The 17,074-nt window shown below is 70.0% G+C and carries 15 protein-coding genes; 12 read left to right on the forward strand and 3 right to left on the reverse strand.

Annotated features, from left to right (window positions below; genetic code table 11):
* Positions 1-27 precede the first annotated feature (27 nt).
* From BLQ49_RS10080 to BLQ49_RS10090, 3 genes are read right to left on the reverse strand one after another with little or no spacing between them, the layout of a single operon-like run.
* Positions 28-552, reverse strand: a complete 525-nt coding sequence (locus BLQ49_RS10080; RefSeq protein WP_091715497.1) for an ureidoglycolate lyase — start codon at positions 550-552, stop codon at positions 28-30.
* Entirely contained in the window at positions 549-1,388 is an 840-nt protein-coding gene (locus BLQ49_RS10085; RefSeq protein ID WP_091715499.1) for a bifunctional allantoicase/(S)-ureidoglycine aminohydrolase, read from the reverse strand. The genes BLQ49_RS10080 and BLQ49_RS10085 overlap by 4 nt, the downstream gene beginning before the upstream one ends.
* On the reverse strand, positions 1,385-2,719 hold the full coding sequence (locus BLQ49_RS10090) for a dicarboxylate/amino acid:cation symporter (RefSeq protein WP_091715500.1): 1,335 nt from the start codon (positions 2,717-2,719) through the stop codon (positions 1,385-1,387). The genes BLQ49_RS10085 and BLQ49_RS10090 overlap by 4 nt, the downstream gene beginning before the upstream one ends.
* 346 nt (positions 2,720-3,065) lie before the next feature.
* Here BLQ49_RS10090 and BLQ49_RS10095 point away from each other — a divergent pair, with 346 nt between their 5' ends.
* From BLQ49_RS10095 to BLQ49_RS10150, 12 genes are all read left to right on the forward strand, one after another.
* The gene (locus BLQ49_RS10095) at positions 3,066-3,944 is read left to right on the forward strand and encodes a LysR substrate-binding domain-containing protein (RefSeq protein WP_091715502.1); all 879 of its coding nucleotides are present in this window, start codon (positions 3,066-3,068) and stop codon (positions 3,942-3,944) included.
* A 416-nt stretch (positions 3,945-4,360) separates the two neighbouring features.
* Entirely contained in the window at positions 4,361-6,289 is a 1,929-nt protein-coding gene (locus BLQ49_RS10100; RefSeq protein ID WP_091715504.1) for a methyl-accepting chemotaxis protein, read from the forward strand.
* Between the two features lie 126 nt (positions 6,290-6,415).
* Complete coding sequence (locus BLQ49_RS10105; protein WP_091715506.1) at positions 6,416-7,978, forward strand: chemotaxis protein CheW; 1,563 nt, start codon at positions 6,416-6,418, stop codon at positions 7,976-7,978.
* A 59-nt stretch (positions 7,979-8,037) separates the two neighbouring features.
* Complete coding sequence (gene cheB, locus BLQ49_RS10110) at positions 8,038-9,087, forward strand: chemotaxis-specific protein-glutamate methyltransferase CheB (RefSeq protein ID WP_091715508.1); 1,050 nt, start codon at positions 8,038-8,040, stop codon at positions 9,085-9,087.
* A 7-nt stretch (positions 9,088-9,094) separates the two neighbouring features.
* Positions 9,095-9,691: a HEAT repeat domain-containing protein gene (locus BLQ49_RS10115; RefSeq protein WP_091715510.1), complete on the forward strand. Its 597-nt coding sequence runs from the start codon at positions 9,095-9,097 to the stop codon at positions 9,689-9,691.
* A gap of 12 nt (positions 9,692-9,703) precedes the next feature.
* A complete protein-coding gene (locus BLQ49_RS10120; protein ID WP_091715512.1) occupies positions 9,704-10,567 on the forward strand; it encodes a CheR family methyltransferase in 864 nt (287 codons plus the stop codon).
* A gap of 1 nt (position 10,568) precedes the next feature.
* A complete protein-coding gene (locus BLQ49_RS10125) occupies positions 10,569-10,940 on the forward strand; it encodes a response regulator (protein ID WP_091715514.1) in 372 nt (123 codons plus the stop codon).
* On the forward strand, positions 10,937-13,534 hold the full coding sequence (locus BLQ49_RS10130; protein ID WP_091715516.1) for a chemotaxis protein CheA: 2,598 nt from the start codon (positions 10,937-10,939) through the stop codon (positions 13,532-13,534). Before BLQ49_RS10125 ends, BLQ49_RS10130 begins: the two co-directional genes overlap by 4 nt.
* Positions 13,534-13,779 (forward strand): hypothetical protein, encoded by a 246-nt coding sequence (locus BLQ49_RS10135; protein ID WP_091715517.1) that lies wholly within the window; start codon positions 13,534-13,536, stop codon positions 13,777-13,779. Before BLQ49_RS10130 ends, BLQ49_RS10135 begins: the two co-directional genes overlap by 1 nt.
* Positions 13,776-14,552: a ParA family protein gene (locus BLQ49_RS10140; protein WP_091715519.1), complete on the forward strand. Its 777-nt coding sequence runs from the start codon at positions 13,776-13,778 to the stop codon at positions 14,550-14,552. Before BLQ49_RS10135 ends, BLQ49_RS10140 begins: the two co-directional genes overlap by 4 nt.
* Positions 14,553-14,618: 66 nt before the next feature.
* Positions 14,619-15,005 (forward strand): response regulator, encoded by a 387-nt coding sequence (locus BLQ49_RS10145; RefSeq protein WP_091715520.1) that lies wholly within the window; start codon positions 14,619-14,621, stop codon positions 15,003-15,005.
* A gap of 161 nt (positions 15,006-15,166) precedes the next feature.
* The gene (locus BLQ49_RS10150; RefSeq protein ID WP_167627685.1) at positions 15,167-16,390 is read left to right on the forward strand and encodes a methyl-accepting chemotaxis protein; all 1,224 of its coding nucleotides are present in this window, start codon (positions 15,167-15,169) and stop codon (positions 16,388-16,390) included.
* Positions 16,391-17,074 lie beyond the last annotated feature (684 nt).

Below are 17,074 nucleotides of genomic sequence, written 5' to 3' on the forward strand. Positions count from 1 at the left end.
CCCGCGGCGCCCCCGCGCGGGTCAGCGTCAGTTCCCGCCCGGCAGGTGGATCGTCCAGGGGTGCGCGAACGTGTGCTCCGCCAGGTTCTCGCCCGGTCCGCCCCGGTCGATCACCACGAAATCCTGCCGCGCCCCGAACGGCGTGAGAACGCCGTGCCACGTGCCGCGCGCGTAGCAGACGCCCTGGCAGCCCCCGGCGGTAACGAAGGCCCGCGGCCGCCCGGGCTTGCCGTCCTCGTCCGGGCAGACCACGACCAGGAACGGGGCGGCGCTCAACGGAACGAAGGCCTGCGCCCCGAGTGGGTGTCGCTCGACTAGGCTCAGGCGTAGCGGCAGCGCGTAGGGTTGAGCCTCCACGAGGCCGACCACCACCCGCGCGCCCTCTCCCACCACCTCGACGGCCGCGAGATCGTGGAAGCGGCGCGCCATGCCGGCATTCATCGGGCGCGGCGCAGTGCCCGCCGTGTCGATCACCTGCCCGAACGGCGCGAAGGCCGCCGCCGTCAGGGGCTCGGCCGTCACCGAGCGCGTTCCGGGCTCCGCCGCCTTCATCGGGCAAACCCGCGCGGCGCCAGGGCGGGATGCCGGTTGACGTCCTTGTACAGGAGGTAGCGGAACTGGCCCGGGCCACCCGCGTAGCAGGCCTGGGGACAGAAGGCGCGCAACCACATGAAGTCGCCCGCCTCGACCTCGACCCAGTCGCGGTTGAGACGGTAGGCGGCCTTGCCCTCCAGCACGAACAGGCCGTGCTCCATCACGTGCGTCTCCTCGAACGGGATGGTCCCGCCAGGCTGCATCGTGACGATGGTGATGTGCATGTCGTGGCGCAGGTCGTCGGGGGCGACGAAGCGGGTCGTGGCCCAGGCGCCGTTGGTGCCGGGCATGGCGGCCGGCGCGATCTCGCTTTCGTGCGCGACGATGGCGTCCGGCACGCCGAGCCCCGGCGCGGGCTCGTAACGCTTGCGGATCCAGTGGAAGCGGGCCGCCTCGGTGCCGTCGTTGCGCAGGCGCCAGGACGCGCCCGGTGGCAGGTAGGCGTAGCTGCCGGGACGTAGCGTGTGGGCCTCACCCGCCAGTTCCAGGCGCGGGGTGCCCCCGCTCACGAACAGCACGCCCTCGGCTCCCGAATCGGGCTCAGGGGTCTCGCTGCCGCCGCCCGGGGCGACCTCCATCAGGTATTGGGCGAAGGTCTCGGCGAAGCCCGAGAGGGGCCGTGCCAGGATCCAGGCCCGGGTCCCATGCCAGCCGGGCAGGAAGCTCGTGACGATGTCGCTCATCACGCCGTGCGGGATCACCGCGTAGGCCTCGGTGAAGACCGCGCGGCCGGTCATCAGCGCCGTCTGCGCCGGCAGGCCGCCACAGGCGGGGTTATAGGCTTGCGCGGTCATGGACGCTCTCCGATGGCCGTCAGGCCGATTGCGGCTGGGCGACCGGCGGCGTCGAGGATCGCCGCCGTGTCGGTGGTCTGCTCGCCGTTCAGTACGCGGTGCGCCTGCGCGCGGTCGAGGTCACCCTCCCAGGCGGCGACCACGAGCGTCGCCACGCAATTGCCGATCAGGTTGCCGAGCGCCCGGGCGATGCCGACGAACCAATCCACCGACAGGACCAGCACCAGCCCGATCACCGGGATCTCCGGCACCGCCGACAGGGTGGCGGCCAGCACGACGATGGCCGAGCCCGGCACGCCGTGGGCGCCCTTCGAGGTCAGCAGGGCGATGCCGAGGATGAGCATCAGATGGCTGAAGGACAGATCCGTGTTCGTCGCCTGGGCGATGAACACCGTGGCCAGCGTCAGGTAGAGTGAGAACGCGTCGAGGTTGAACGAGTAGCCGGTCGGGATCACGAGGCCGACCGTCGAATCCTTGATGCCGAGCCGCTCCAGCTTGCGCATGACCTGGGGCAGGACGCAATCGGAGGAGGCGGTGGCGGCCACCACCGTCAGTTCCTCGCGCAGGTAAGCCAGCAGCTTGAGGATGCTGAAGCCGGCAAGCCGCATGATGCCGCCGAGGACGACGAGCACGAACACGCCCACGCCCGCGTAGAACAGCGCGACCAGCATCCCGAGCTGCTTCAGCGAGCCGACGCCATACCGGCCAACCGTGAACGCGACGGCGCCGAGCACGCCAAGCGGGGCGAGCCGAACGATGAAGCCTACGATCTTGAACAGGACCTCGGTGATGCGCTCCAGGCCGTCGGCCAGGGGCCGGCCGCGCTCGCCGAGGAGGGTGAGCCCGGCGCCGAACAGGATCGCGAGGATCAGGACCTGGAGGATGTCGCCCTTGGCGAAGGCATCCACGAAGGTCGTGGGCACGAGCCGCATCAGGAAGTCGACGGGCCCGGTGACCTGCCCGACGCGCTCCGTGTAGCCGGCGAGCGACTTGGCGTCCAAGGTCGCCAAATCGATGTTCATGCCGTGGCCGGGGGCGAACAGGTAGGCGAGGACGAGGCCGAGCACGAGGGCCACAGTCGTCACCACCTCGAAGTAGATCAGCGCCTTGAGGCCGACACGCCCGACCTTGCGCAGGTCGCCGGCGCCGACGATGCCATGCACGACGACGCCGAAGACCAGCGGCGCGATCACCATCTTGATGAGCTTGATGAAGGCATCGCCCAGCGGCTTGAGGGCGATTGCGAAGCCCGGCCAGACCATGCCGACGACGATGCCGAGCACGAGGGCGGCGACCACCTGCCCGAACAGCGACGCGAAGAAGCGCCTCATCGCAACCTCCCTGATGTGCGCGAGCGGTTCCGCTCCCGGGCCGTTCGGCTCCGATCCGCGGACGCGGGCCAAATGGTCGAGCGTCGCAGCACGACACCCTCCCGCCGGAGCATTCAGACGTCAAATATCTGTTTCGTTTGCATTCAGACGCTTTGAGTCTAGATATGGTTGTAAACCAGCGTCGAGCCCTCCTTGGCCCGGGGATCCCGCTCCCGCAGACGCGTCAAAGCTGACCAGCGCTTCGCCGGCACGCCGGCGGACCTCCACCGCGTCGCCTTCGCCTGCCTCCTGCTCCGACAGGCCGCTCGAGCCGCCAAAGGCCCATAGGAGCCCTGGGATACACGGCATGGAACTTCGGCATCTTCGCTACTTCCTGGCGGTCGCCAGACATCTGAACTTCACCGCGGCCGCCGAGAGCCTCGGTGTTGCGCAGCCGCCGCTGAGCCAGCAGATCCGGGACCTCGAGGCCGAGATCGGAACCGCCCTGTTCGTGCGCACGACGCGGCGCGTCGCCCTGACCCCGGCCGGACTGGATTTCCTGGCGGAGGCCGCCGCGATCCTGGAGCGGGCCGGCGGGGCGGTCGAGCGCGCGCGGGCCATCGGGGCCGGAACCGCCGGCATCCTCAATGTCGGCCTGACCGGATCGATGCTGGCCGGTCCCCTCGCCCGGGCGATCCGGGACTATGCGCGCGCCTATCCGGACGTCGATCTGCGCATCCACGAGATGTCGCCGGACCGGCAGATCGCCCTGCTGCGATCCGGGCAGACGGATGTCAGCTTCCTGCGCTGCCCGCCGCCCGACGCCGACCTGATCCGTGCACGCGCCTGGCGGGAGGGCGTCCGCCTCGTGCTGCCGAAGGGGCACCGCCTGGCCGCCTCGCCCGTCGCCCTGGCGGATCTCGCCGGCGAGCGGTTCGTGTTCCTGCGGCTCGCCGATTCCCGGTTCGCCAAATACCTCTGGGACCGCTGCACCGAGGCCGGCTTCGTCCCGACCATCACGCATCAGGCCGTCGAGGCGGCATCGCTGACGAGCCTCGTCGCGGCCGGGCTGGGGATCGCCATCATCCCCGAATGCGTCGCCCGGCTGGCCCATGCCGACGTGGTCTACAGGCCCCTCCGGGGACCGCGGATCCGCGCCGACGTCTACGCCCTCTGGATGCACGCGAAGCAGCCGCTGGTCGAGACCTTCGTGCGTCGGGTGCAGGGCGAAGACCCGCGCCCATGATCGATCGGATCCGCGGCCGGACCTGGGTTCGCGTCCCAAGCCGCGCCACCGTCTGAGAATCGGGGCGCCGGCACGAACGATCAACCTGAACGCCAGCCGGCACGGCGTTGTAGAAAATTCATGATAGTCACCATCGCGTTGCTCGACCGTACTGGAGAAAATAGAGCTTCTGATAGTGAAGTCTGCGCAAGAGATGGTTATATTGAACGCGTACCGACCAAGAATGACTTTGCATTGTAGTGTATAACTCAAAGATCATCTGAACAATTTGTGGTTCATCTGTGCATCGCAGATCAGAAAATCACGATCAGTTTATTGATTTGAAACTTGAGGCTTCGTATGACCCGCCGCGTGAAAGCGTTCTGCGTGGTCGTCGCTGGCGTGCGGCCTCAACTTGAGAAGAGCGGAAAGACGTCATGGCTCTCGTGAAGAAGACCGCCCTCCCGGGGCCGCAAAGCGCAGTGCGGAAGAGCGAGCAGGCCAGTGTCAGCCAGCTCGGGCGGCTCAACGAGGAGAACCGGCGCAGGGCCCGGACCTTCGCCAAGCAGCAGAAGGCGGCCGAGCGCATCGCCGCCGCCACGACGCAGCTCGCCAGCGGCATCGCCGAGGCATCCTCCGCGGCGGAGGAACTGCGCAAGGCCATGGAGCAGATCGCCGCCGGGGCCGAGGAGGCGGCCGGCGCCTCCGAGCAATCGCAGCGGGCCGTGACGACGGTGTCCGAGGCGATCACCGGCGCCCGCACCGAGGCCGAGACCTCCCGCCAGAAGACCGAGGCCCTGCAGACCCTGATCGCCGGGGTGAGCCAGCAGATCCGGTTCAGCCTCAGCTCGATCGGCACCGCCGCCGAGCGTCAGGCCGCCTCCGTCAGGATGATCGTCGAGCTGGAGCGTCAGGCCGCCAATATCGGCGACATCGTCCGCGCCGTCGCCCGGATCGCCGACCAGACCAACCTGCTGGCGCTCAACGCCGCCATCGAGGCGGCCCGCGCCGGCCAGCACGGCAAGGGCTTCGCGGTGGTGGCCGACGAGGTGCGCACCCTGGCCGAGACCTCCGAGAAGAGCGCCGAGGAGATCCAGGCGCTGATCGGCCGGATCCAGGAGGACGTGAAGGTCATCGCCGACGGCATCAACCGCTCGGCCGAGGGCTCCCGCCAGCAGGTCGAGCGGGGCCAGGCGATCACCGCCCAGCTGGAGGGCGTGCGCGCCGCCATGGTCGAGATCGCGAACGGGGCGGATGCCATCGCCCGGGTGTCGATCGAGGCCGAGAAGGGCGCGGTCGAGGCGCAGAAGGGGGCCGAGCTGATCGCCGCGGCGGCCGAGGAGCAATCCTCCGCGTGCCAGGAATCGCTCAAGACCATCGAGCAGCAGACCACCGCCCTCGGCGAGAGCGAGCAGGCCTCCGCCGAACTCTCGACGCTGGCCGACGAGCTGAAGAACGCCACCGACATCGGCAAGAGCGCCGAGGAGGTCGCCTCCGCGGCCGAGGAGCTGTCCTCCGCGGTGGAGGAGATCAACCGCGCCGCCGCGCAGATCACCACGGCCCTCGACCAGATCGACCGGGGCGCCCAGCAGCAGACCGCCGCCGCGCAGCAATCGTCGGCCGCCATCGCGCAGATCGAGCGGGGGGCGGGCGTCGCCCAGGCCCGGGCGCAGGAAGCCCTCGACAAGGGCAACCTCGTCACCGGCCAGCTTCAGGAGAACCGGGCCGCGGTGGACGCGCTGGTCGCCGGGGTCACCGAATCGCTCGCGGAGACCGACAAGAGCCGCGAGCAGATCCACGGCCTGGAGCAGGTGAGCCGGAAGATCGACAAGATCGTGGACGCGATCACCACGGTGGCGATCCAGACCAACATGCTGGCGGTGAACGGCTCGATCGAGGCGGCCCGGGCCGGCGAGTTCGGCAAGGGCTTCATGGTGGTGTCCACCGACATCCGGAACCTCGCCCGGGATTCGTCCGAGAACGCCGAGCGGATCAAGGATCTGGTGAAGGCGATTCAGGATCAGATCGTGGTGGTGAGCCGCGACTTGGAGGCGATCTCGTCGGCCGCCGGCGCCGAGGTCGAGAAGAACCGGGCCATCACCCGGGACCTGCAGACCACCGCCGACGACATGGAGGGGGTGCTCGAAGGCAACCGGCAGATCCTGCAGGGCGCCGACATGATCCTGCGCACCATCGAGGAGGCCAAGCGCGGCATCGACCAGATCGCTACGGCGGCCCAGCAGGGCAGCCAATCGGTGGTCGAATCGCAGCAGGCGGCCCGCGAGCAGGCGAAGGGCGCGGAGGAACTCGCCGCCGCGATCGAGGAGGTCGCCTCGCTCGCCGACGAACTTCAGAACCAGGAGTAAGGGGCGCCGGCTCTCGGCGCCGTCGCGGCGTCCGCCCGCGCCAGGGGCGTCCTCTCCGAGGGCGCCCACGCAAAGACCGCCCCGCCGGGACGGTCCCGCCCGAACCCTGCCTGCCCGGAATCCGACATGTCCAACGATGTCACCGCCTCCGCCGCACCGGACGATCCCTCGGTGGCCTCCAATGTGCGGCAGTTCGTGACCTTCCACGTCGAGCGCGAGACCTACGCGGTGCCGCTCGCCGAGGTGCAGGAGATCATCCGCCTGCCCGAGATGGTCGATGTGCCGCTCGCGCCACCCGCGCTCGCCGGCCTCGCCAACCTGCGCGGCTCGGTCCTGCCGGTCGCCAGCCTGCGGCGGCTGTTCTCCCTCCCCGACAAGAGCCACGACGACGCGACCCGGGTGGTGGTCATCAACCGGGCGGGCGGCCATGGGGGCGGCCAGGAGATCACCTCCGGCTTCGTGGTCGACCGGATGGCGAGCGTGATCACGGCCGAACCCGGCGAGATCGAGGGCGCCGAAGGCCTCACCGCCAGCGCCGAGGCCGACCTTTTGTCCGGCGTGATCAAGCGGACGGCCGGGATGGTGATGATCATCGATCTCGGCCGCCTGCTGCAGCGGAGCGGCTCGGGGCGCGGCGGCGGGGCCGGCCGGCAGGTCGACGGCCCGGTCGAGTTCGGTGCCGCGACCACGGCGCGGGCCGGGGCGGAGGGCGAGGCTTCCGATGAGATCCAGCTCGTCTCCTTCGAACTCGCCGGCCAGGAATACGCCCTGCCGATCGAGCACGTGCAGGAGATCGTTCAGGTGCCGGAGGCGGTGAGCGAGCTGCCGAACGCCGAGCGCCACGTGATCGGTGTGATCAACCTGCGCGACCGGCTGTTGCCGCTGGTGAGCCTGCGAACCTTGTTCGGGCTGCCCGCGGCGCCGCTGGGCGAGCAGAACCGCATCGTCGTCGTGTCCCGGGGGGAAGCGGCCGGTTCCGTCGGGATCGTGACCGACACCGTGAAGGAGGTGCTGCGGGTCGCCCGCGCCGTGGTCGATCCGCTGCCCGACCTGCTGTCGAACGGCGGCTCGCTGCGCGAGGTCGAGTCGATCTGCCGGCTCAACGGCGGCAAGCGGCTGGTCTCGATCCTGTCGGCCGGCCGCCTGTTCGCCACCACCCAATTGTCCGGCGACTTGGCCGTCGAGGAGGGGACCATGCAGGAGACGCGCGGCGGGGCCGAGGTGACGCGGGCCGACGAGGAGGAGCAGTTCGTGGTCTTCCGCCTCGCCGACGAGGAATACGGCGTGCCGATCGAGGCGGTGCACGAGATCGTCCGCGTCCCCGAGCAGCTGACCCACGTTCCGCGGACCCCCGACTTCATCGAAGGGGTGGTCAACCTGCGCGGGGCGGTGCTCCCGGTGGTCGATCAGCGGCGGCGCTTCCAACTCCCGGATGCCGAGCGCAACGACCGCCAGCGCATCATGGTCTTCGCGATCGCCGGGGTGCGGACCGGCTTCATCGTCGATTCGGTCTCGGAGGTTCTGAAGATCCCCCGCTCGGCCATCGTGCCGGCGCCGGATCTCTCGCAGGACGGCGACAACGCCGTCGAGCGGATCGCGAATCTCGCCGCGGCCAAGCGCATCATCCTGATGGTGAACGTCGATCGGCTGCTGAGCCGGCACGAGGTCGCCGATCTGAAGGCGGCCTGACGGCCGCCCTGCCCCCGAACCCCAGCCCGCCGACCCACCGACCAGCCTTTCGCATCCCGATGCCCAAGCTCCTGATCGTCGACGATTCCGCCCTGATGCGGCGGCACCTGCGTCAGATCTTCGAAGAGACCGGCCAGTTCGAGGTCCGCACCGCCCGCAACGGGCGCGACGCCCTGGACCAGCTCCCCACCTACGCGCCCGACGTGATCACCCTCGACATCAACATGCCGGAGATGGACGGGCTCACCTGCCTGAACGAGATCATGACCACGAGCCCGCGCCCGGTGGTGATGGTCTCCTCGCTCACCCGCGACAGCGCGGCCGTGACCCTGGAGGCGATGCAGCTCGGCGCCGTGGACTACGTCGAGAAACCCGGCGGCACGGTCTCGCTCAACATCGCGGATGTCCGCGACGAGATGGTCGAGAAGGTGCGCCACGCCGTCCGGGCCAAGCCGCGGCGCGCCCACGGCCTCGTCGACCGGGTCCGGCGCGGGCGCAGCGAGATCGTCAACAGGGCGCCCCGGCCGGCGACCCGGGTGGACGGCTGCGTCCTGATCGGCGTCTCGACCGGGGGGCCGCGGACCCTCGAGGAGATCCTGCCGGACCTGCCCGCCGACCTGCCCTGGCCGGTGGTGATCGCCCAGCACATGCCCGCCGCCTTCACGGGGCCCTTCGCCCAGCGCCTCGACCGCATCTGCGCCCTGAAGGTCGTCGAGGTCACCGGTCCGGCGCCGCTATCCCCGGGCCACGTCTATATCGGCCGGGGCGACGCCGACGTGGTGATCGAGCGCAAGCTCGGCCGGCTCATCGTCAACACGGTGGCGAGCGACCCGGCCCTGCGCTGGCACCCGAGCGTCGATCGCCTCGTGCGCAGCGCCCGGGACCACATGGCCGCCGACGCCCTGATCGGCGTCGAGCTCACCGGCATGGGCGATGACGGCGCCGCCGCCATGGCGGCGCTCAAGGCCGCGGGCGGCCGGACCATCGCGGAGGCGGAATCCAGCGCCGTCGTGTTCGGCATGCCGGCGGAGCTGATCCGCCTCGGCGGCGCGACCCTGACGCTGCCCGCCCGCTCCATTCCCGGCCAGCTTGTCGGCTGGCTCTCCTGAGATCGTCATGGCCCTCATCCGCAAGCATCCCGAGGCGCCAGCGCCTGCCGCCGCCGAGGATCCGCTGGTGGCCCTGGAGGGGGCGACGGCCGCCGAGCGCCGGGAGGCGGCCCACCGGCTGGCGGGCGATCCCGGCGCGGTCGGGCCGCTGGCCGACCGCCTCGCCCGGGAGGCGGATCGCAGCGTCCGCGAGGCGATCCTCCTGGCTCTGGGCCGCATCGGCACCGCGGAAGCGGCCGACAGCCTGTTCGCGCTGCTCGGCTCCGAGGATGTCTGGCTGCGCAACGCCGCCATCGAGACCCTCTCGGAGATGGACGCGGCGGTGATCGGCGCCCTCGACCGGGCGCTCTCCGATCCGGACAGCGACCGGCGCATCTTCGCGGTCAACGTCCTGGTCTCCCTGCGCCATCCCGCGGCGGCGGATTACGCCCGCCGGGCGCTGGCCGAGGACGCGCATGTCAACGTCGTCGCGGCCGCCATCGATGTGCTCGCCGAGATCGGCACACCCGAGATGATCCCGGAGATCGAGGCCGCGGCGGAACGCTTCCCCGACGCCCCGTTCCTGCGCTTCGCCGCGCGGGCCGCCCGCCGCCGCATCGCCTGACCGGCGGCCCGCATGAGCGCCCACGACCCCCGATCGGCACCGGTCGTCTCGGACAGCGACTTCGTCCGATTCCGCGATTTCTTCTATCGCAAGACCGGCATCATGTTCGCCGACAACAAGCGCTACTTCGTCGACAAGCGCCTGCAGGAGCGGATGCTGGCCAGCGGCCAGACGCTGTTCCGCGACTATTTCAACACCATCCGGTTCCAGGCCAGCGGTCAGGAGCTGCAGACGCTCGTCAACCTGATGACGGTCAACGAGACCTATTTCTACCGGGAGGAATATCAGTTCCGCTGCCTCGTGCAGTCGATCCTGCCCGAGGTCACCCGCCGCAAGCGGCCCGGCGAGGCGGTGCGGATCTGGTCGGTGCCCTGCTCCACCGGGGAGGAGCCCTATTCGGTCGCCTTCCAGCTCCTCGATACCTGGCCGGAGGTCGACCACTACGACATCGAGATCGTCGCCTCCGACATCGACACCACCGTGCTCGACCAAGCCAAGCGCGGCCTCTACGGCGACCGGGCGGTCCAGCACGTGCCCAAGGCGACGCTCGAGCGCTACACCCAGCGGGTGCGCGGCGCCTACGAGGTCATCCCCGATATCCGCGACTCGATCGCGTTCGCGCGGGTCAACCTCTCGGACCCGCTCTCGACCCGGCAGTTCCGCAACTTCGACGTCGTGTTCTGCCGCAACCTGCTGATCTACTTCGACGACGCCTCCCGGCGCGACGCCGCCCAGACGATCTACGAGGCGCTGCGGCCCGGCGGCTTCGTCTGCCTCGGCCATTCGGAATCGATGAGCCGGATCTCCTCGCTGTTCGAGCTGCGAAAGTTCACGGAGGCGATCGTCTACCAGAAGCCCCTGAGCGCGGAGGCATGAGATGACCCGTATCCTCGTGGTCGACGATGCCACCACGGTGCGCATGTACTATCGCGACGTGCTGGAGGAGGCCGGTTTCGCGGTCGAGGAGGCCGTGAACGGCTTCGAGGGCCTGGAGAAGGCCGTGGCCGAGAGCTTCGACCTGATCCTGGTCGATGTGAACATGCCCAAGATGGACGGCTATGCCTTCCTGCGGCAGGGCCGGACCATGCCCGAGCTGCAGGCGGTGCCGGCCGTGATGATCTCCACGGAGAGCGCCGCGCAGGACCGGGACCGGGCCTACGCGGCGGGCGCCAACCTCTACCTCGTCAAGCCCGTGCGCCCGGAGGTGCTGACCGAGGTGGCCGCCGTAATGGCCGGAGTCGCACCGTGACCAACGCCCTGCTCGCCCAGTTCATCCCGGAGGCACGTGAGCTCCTGGAGCATGCCGGAAGCGGCCTGCTGGCCCTGGAGAAGTCGCAGAGCGCCGAGGCCCTCGACGACATCTTCCGGGCGGTGCACACCCTCAAGGGCACCTCCGGCCTGTTCGACATCGCGCCGCTGACCAACCTCGTGCACGCCGCCGAGGATCTCCTGGTTGAGGTGCGGGCGGGCAAGCTCACCCTGGAGTCCGAGATCGTCGATGGGCTGCTCGACAGCCTCGATCTCGTCGGCCACTGGATCGATGCGCTGGAGAGCCGCGAGGTCCTGCCCGACGACGCCGAGGCCGCGATGGCGGGCCGGGTCGAAACCCTGCGCGGCTGGCTCGAAGCAGGGGGGCCGGCAGCCTCGGTGGACACGGTGGGGCGCCAGGCGGCGCCGGACTGGCTCGGTTCCCTGCCCGAGGCCGAGCGTCAGGCCGCCTATGCGGCGGGGGCGCCCCTGGTTGCCTGGAGCTACGAGCCCGACGAGAGCTGTTTCTTCCGCGGCGACGACCCGGCCCACCTCGTGGCGCAGGCGCCCGGCCTGCTCGGCCTGCGGGTCGTGCCGCGCGGCCCGGTGCCGCCCCTCGAAGCCTACGATCCGGTCCTGAGCTGGCTACGCTTCGAGGCGCTCTGCGCCGCCCCCCTCGAAGCTGTATCCGAACACCTGCGTTACGCCTCCGATCAGGTGCAGCTGAGCCCGATCGAGCCCGAGGATCTGATCGTCCTCGCCGGGCCCGAGGACGCGGCCGAGATGTTCGGCGATTTCGGCGTGCGGGCGCGGGCGCTGGTGGCGACAGGCGCGCGAGCGGAGCTCAAGGCCGCGGCCGCGGCACTCCTGGGCATCATCGGCTCGGCGACCCGGCAGGCCGCGGCCCTGCGCTGGATCGCGGCGTTGGCCGCAACCGCCGACGCCGGCGCGCTGCTGCGCCTCGTGTCCGCCATCGACGGCGCGACACCCGTCCCGACGCCCGCTTCTCCTCCGGCCGCCGCTCTCCAGGCCCCTGCCGGGGCCGCGCCGTCTCGGACCTCAGCCGGGGCGGAATCTCCCTTGCGCCAGCGGGCGGAGGCGATCCTGGCGGTGCAGGCCGAGATGCTGGCCGTGACCGCCGAGGAGGCTCTGAATGCGGGGCGGCTCGCGGCAGCGCGGACGGTGGTGCGGCGCTGCCTGCCGCACCTCGCCCCGGCCCGGGCGGAGGCCTTGAAGGCCGCCCTGGCCCGGCCCGGCGATACCGCCGCGCTCTTCGCCCTCCTCCGGCCGGCGGACGACGCCGTGCCGACCGCCGCCCCAGCCGCGACACCGACCGCCGTGGCGTCGCCCGCCGCGCCCGCGCCGGCGCTGTCGGCCGCGGAATCGCCGGACGGCGGTGACGGCAAGGGGGCGGGCGCTGGCCCGGCGCGGATGCTGCGGGTCGATCAGGCCAAGGTCGACACCCTGATGAACTTCGCCGCCGAGTTGGTGGTCGCCAAGAACGGTCTCGCCTATCTCGCCGGCCGGGTCGAGCAGGTCAGCGGTTCGCGCCAGCTCGGGCGGGAGATCAAGGAGCAGTACGCGGTCATCGACCGGATCGCCCAGAGCCTGCAGGTCGGCGTCATGGCGATCCGCATGATGCCGGTGAGCCAGGTGTTCCAGCGCTTCCCGCGGCTGGTGCGCGACACCACGCGCAAGCTCGGCAAGGAGGTCGAGCTGGTGATCCAGGGCGAGGACACCGAGGCCGACAAGAACGTGCTGGAGAGCCTCGCCGATCCGCTGATCCACATGGTCCGCAACGCCCTCGACCACGGGATCGAGACGCCAGCCGACCGTGTGGCCGTCGGCAAGCCGGCCCGCGGCACCCTGCGCCTCTCGGCCCGCCAGGAGAACGACAACGTCATCATCGAGGTGGCCGATGACGGGAAGGGCATCGATCCGGAGGTGGTGCGCGACAAGGCCCTGCGCGTCGGCCTGATCACCCCGGATCAGGCCGCCCAGATGGCGCCCGAGGAATTCGTCAACCTCGTCTTCGCGCCGGGCTTCTCGACCAGGGAGCAGGTCTCCGACCTCTCGGGCCGGGGCGTCGGCATGGATGTGGTGCGCAACGCCGTGCGCAAGGCCGGCGGCGACGTCTGGCTGGCGAGCCGGCTCGGCCAGGGCAGCTGCGTGACCGTGCAACTGCCGCTGACCATGGCGGTGACCCGGATCGTCACCGTGGAGGCCAGCGGCCAGCAATACGGCGTCGCCATGGACGCGGTGGCCGAGACCGTGAAGGTGCCCCGCGGCCAGATCCACCGGATCAAGCAGCGCGAGACCTTCGTGCTGCGCGACGCGGTCATCCCCCTGGTGCGCCTCGCCGACAGCCTCGGGCTCGCCCCGGCCGCGGGCGCCCCGCCCGACGAGGAGGCCGTGATGGTCGCCCGGGTCGGGCGCGAGCGGGTCGGCATCGTGGTGGATGGCTTCCGCGAACGCATGGAGGTGATCGTACGGCCCCTCGACGGGCTGCTCGCCGGGCTCGTGGGCTTCTCCGGCACGGCGCTGCTCGGTGACGGCCGGGTCCTCCTGGTCCTCAACCTTCCGGATCTGATCTGATGGCCCTCGAACAAGACGGCGCGACCCTCCGACTCATGGGGCATTGCCCGGTCGAGGAGGCCGAGCCCCTGCTCGACGCCCTGCGGGCGACCCCGGACGCCACAGTGGATCTCACCGGCGCCGCGTGGCTCCACACCGCCGTCCTGCAGGTGCTGATGGTGGCCGCCCCTGCCCTACGCGGCCGCCCGGACGGTCTGGTGGCTGCCGCCTGCCTCGCCGGCCTTCCCGCTGCGGTGGCCGAATGACTGCGCGGATCCTCGCCGTTGCCAATCGGAAGGGCGGCACCGCCAAGACCACCACGGTGGTGAACCTCGCCGCCGCCCTCGCGGATCGCGGCCAGCGGGTGCTGCTCGTCGATCTCGACACGCAGGGTCATGCCGGCCTGGGCTTCGGGGTGCGCGCGGCGCCGGGCGAGCCGACGGTGCACGATCTCTACCGCGGCACCGGGCGCGGCACCGGGGCAGCGGATCTCGGCCATGCCATCCGTGGCACGAACGTGCCCCAGGTCGACATCCTGCCGGCCGACCGCGGTTTCTTGGGTCCGGATGGCGCGGTCGCGCCGCTGGCGCTCGCGACGGCGTTGAAGCCCCTGGCGGCGTCCTACGCGATCACCCTGATCGACACTGCACCGACGGCGGACGCCCTGTTGATCAACGCCCTGGCGAGCGCGCACCACGTCCTCGTCCCCACCCAGCTCCACCACCTCGCGGTCGATGGCGTCGGCCAGTTCGCCCGCTCGTATTTCCACGTCGCCACGACGCTCAACCCGGAGCTGCGCGGCCTCTCGATCATGCCGGTCCAGGTCGATCTGCGCATGACCATGCAGCGGGAGGCGCTGGAGCGGCTCGAGCACCGGTTCGGCCGCGATCGGCTGTTGCCGGGGATCCGTCCGGATATTGCCCTGGCAGAAGCTTTCGGCCGCGAAGTGCCGCTCCGTTATTTCAAGCCGCGCTCGCGAGCGGTTCAGGATTTTGACGTGCTATGCAGTCACGTCATGGAAAAAGTTCTGGCGATCTGAAAAACCCCATTGCTGAGGAATTTATGATGGTTCTAATCTAAAGATGTCGAAATAGAGAGGTCGGGCATGTACCGCGTTTTAATTGTTGATGACTCGCCAACGATTTTGGCAAGCATGTCCGGTATCTTGAACAGTGCAGGATACGCCGTGGAGAGGGCCGCCAATGCTGAGGAGGCGCTCAAGAAAATCCAATCCGGGCTCAGCCCTGCACTGGTGATTACGGATTACCACATGCCCGGCATGCACGGCGTCCAGCTCATTCAGGAGCTGCGCAAGCTTACGCAGACCCGCTTCACGCCGATGCTCGTGCTGACCACCGAGTCCCAGCAGGAGAAGCGGGACGAGGCGCGGAAAGCGGGCGCGACCGGCTGGCTGGTGAAGCCGGTCCAGGCCGACAAGCTGCTGCAGGTGGTAAGGCAGGTCGCCCCATCACTCCAGGCCCGCGCTGCTTGATCCGGACGACGCACCTGTGCCGAAACCCGTTTGCGGGCTTCGGCCTCCCGGCCCCGTAGCGTGTCGCCGATCGAGACGCAGCAACTGTTCCCGCGATGCAAACCGCTTCCTCCGCTGCCCTTAGGCCTGCCGCCCACAGACCTGCCGTCGTTAGGACCGACGTGAAGACGCTGCTCGTCAGCGGTGCCGCAGGCTGCGCGGTCGGCGTCCTGCCGCTGATCCTTGGCGCGGCGCAACCGACGCAGCTCCTGATCACGGCCGCCGCCTCGATCTGCGGGGGACTGGTGACGCGCGCGGCGCAGCGCTCCGCCGATCCGGCCCCGGCCGATGCGGCACTCCCACCTCGGCCCATCGATGCGGCCTCTGCTGAGCCGACGCGGAGTGCGCTGCCGGTCGAGAGTCACGTGGCTGTGGCGGGACGGGATGTGGCGCGGGACCTCGTCGCGCTCGAACCCCTCTTTTCCGTCACGCACGAGCAGTTGCTCAGCATCGTCGCGCAGACGGAGGATGCGGCCGGCGCCATCATGATGTCCCTGGAGGCGCTCAACGCGGCTCAGATGCGCAGCGCCGGCTGCATCGCCGACACGCGTGAACGGATCGTCGGCTTCGCCGAGCAGAGCGACACCGCGCTTCACACCCTGGCGCAATCCCTTGGAACCTACCTCGATGGCCGTCTCCGGGAGACTCGGGCGGAGCGGAGCACGGTCGATGCCGCGGCGGACCAGATGCGTGGTCTTGATACCCTGATCGTCTCGCTGGAGAAGGTCGGGGCCTCGACGCGGATGCTCGCCCTCAACGCCAACATCGAGGCCAGCCGGGCCGGCATCCACGGGGCCGGATTCAAGGTGATCGCCCGGGAACTCCAGGATCTCGCCCAGGCATCCCAGGCGGCCATGGCGGAGGCCCGGGCCCAGGTCTCGAACGTGCAGCGGACGATCGCTCAGGTGCTCACCACCGATCACGGGGCCGAGGGGACGCACAGCGAGCAGCAGCGCCTCGAGTCCCTGATGACCGAGTTGGACGGCATCGCCCGGACGACGACCCAGGTGCTCCTCGGGATGGTGCGCACCGATCTGGCCGAGATCGCGTCTCAGACATCCGCCGTGGGCGATCAGGTCCTGTCGGTCTTCGGACAGGTGCAGTTCCAGGACGTGGTGCGCCAGCAGATCGAGGCGGTCGATGAATCGAACGCGATGCTCCGCCAATGTCTCGACGGGCTGCGGCAAGGCCTGATCGGGGCCGAGCCGGCGGCACTGATCCGGCCGACCGCCATCCTAGAGACGGTCCGGTCGCGCTACGTGACGCAGATCCAGCACCGCGTCGACGCGCAGGCCCTCGGCAAGGCGACTGCCGGCACGGATACGCCGGATATCGAGCTTTTCTAGAGCCTAGTCCCGGGGCAGCGTCCGGCGCTGCGAAGGCCCGGCACGCCCGTCTGTATGCGCCATCCCCGCTCCCGATCGCAGGCGTGGGCGTCCGGGCCTGGGGGGCTTGGGCGTCCCGCCAGTGAGCCCTGGGGAGACGCGGTGGACCGGCGAACCTCGTGATCGCGCAGACTCGGCCCGGCACCCTAGGGGTCGCGATGGCCTACACCTCCGAGCGCTTCCGTGCGCCCGATCAGCGGGGCGGCAACCTCCCGGTCCGATGCAGCTTGGGAGGTGAGGGCGTCGTCGTACTGCGTCAGCGGGGTCGACACCAAGCGGCCATCGCGGAAGACGCGCGGCGGCGCATCATCGCTGCACAACCATGCCGACGCCGCCGTGGCGGCTTAGAGCCGAGGATGTTGTTTTCCCGCCAGACATTTGGCTGGGGGCGCCGTGATCCTGTTTCTGTGCGACCTAAGCCGAATTCTCGAGCAATTTCAGGGCTCACTTAGATCTGTCAGTCCGCATTCGTAGCAAGCGAATGGGGCGGACGGCGGGGCGCGGGCCGAGGCGGAGGAGGGTCTCGCCGCGGTGAACGGGCAGATGCGGACGCTGTGCCGGGTCGGCTGGGGGCTGGCCTCGGCCGCGCTGCTGGCGTTCAGGGGAATCGTGCTGGCGAAGGTGGGGCTGACGGGGCACTGATCG

It is taken from the genome of Methylobacterium phyllostachyos (assembly GCF_900103445.1).
Taxonomy (GTDB): domain Bacteria; phylum Pseudomonadota; class Alphaproteobacteria; order Rhizobiales; family Beijerinckiaceae; genus Methylobacterium; species Methylobacterium phyllostachyos.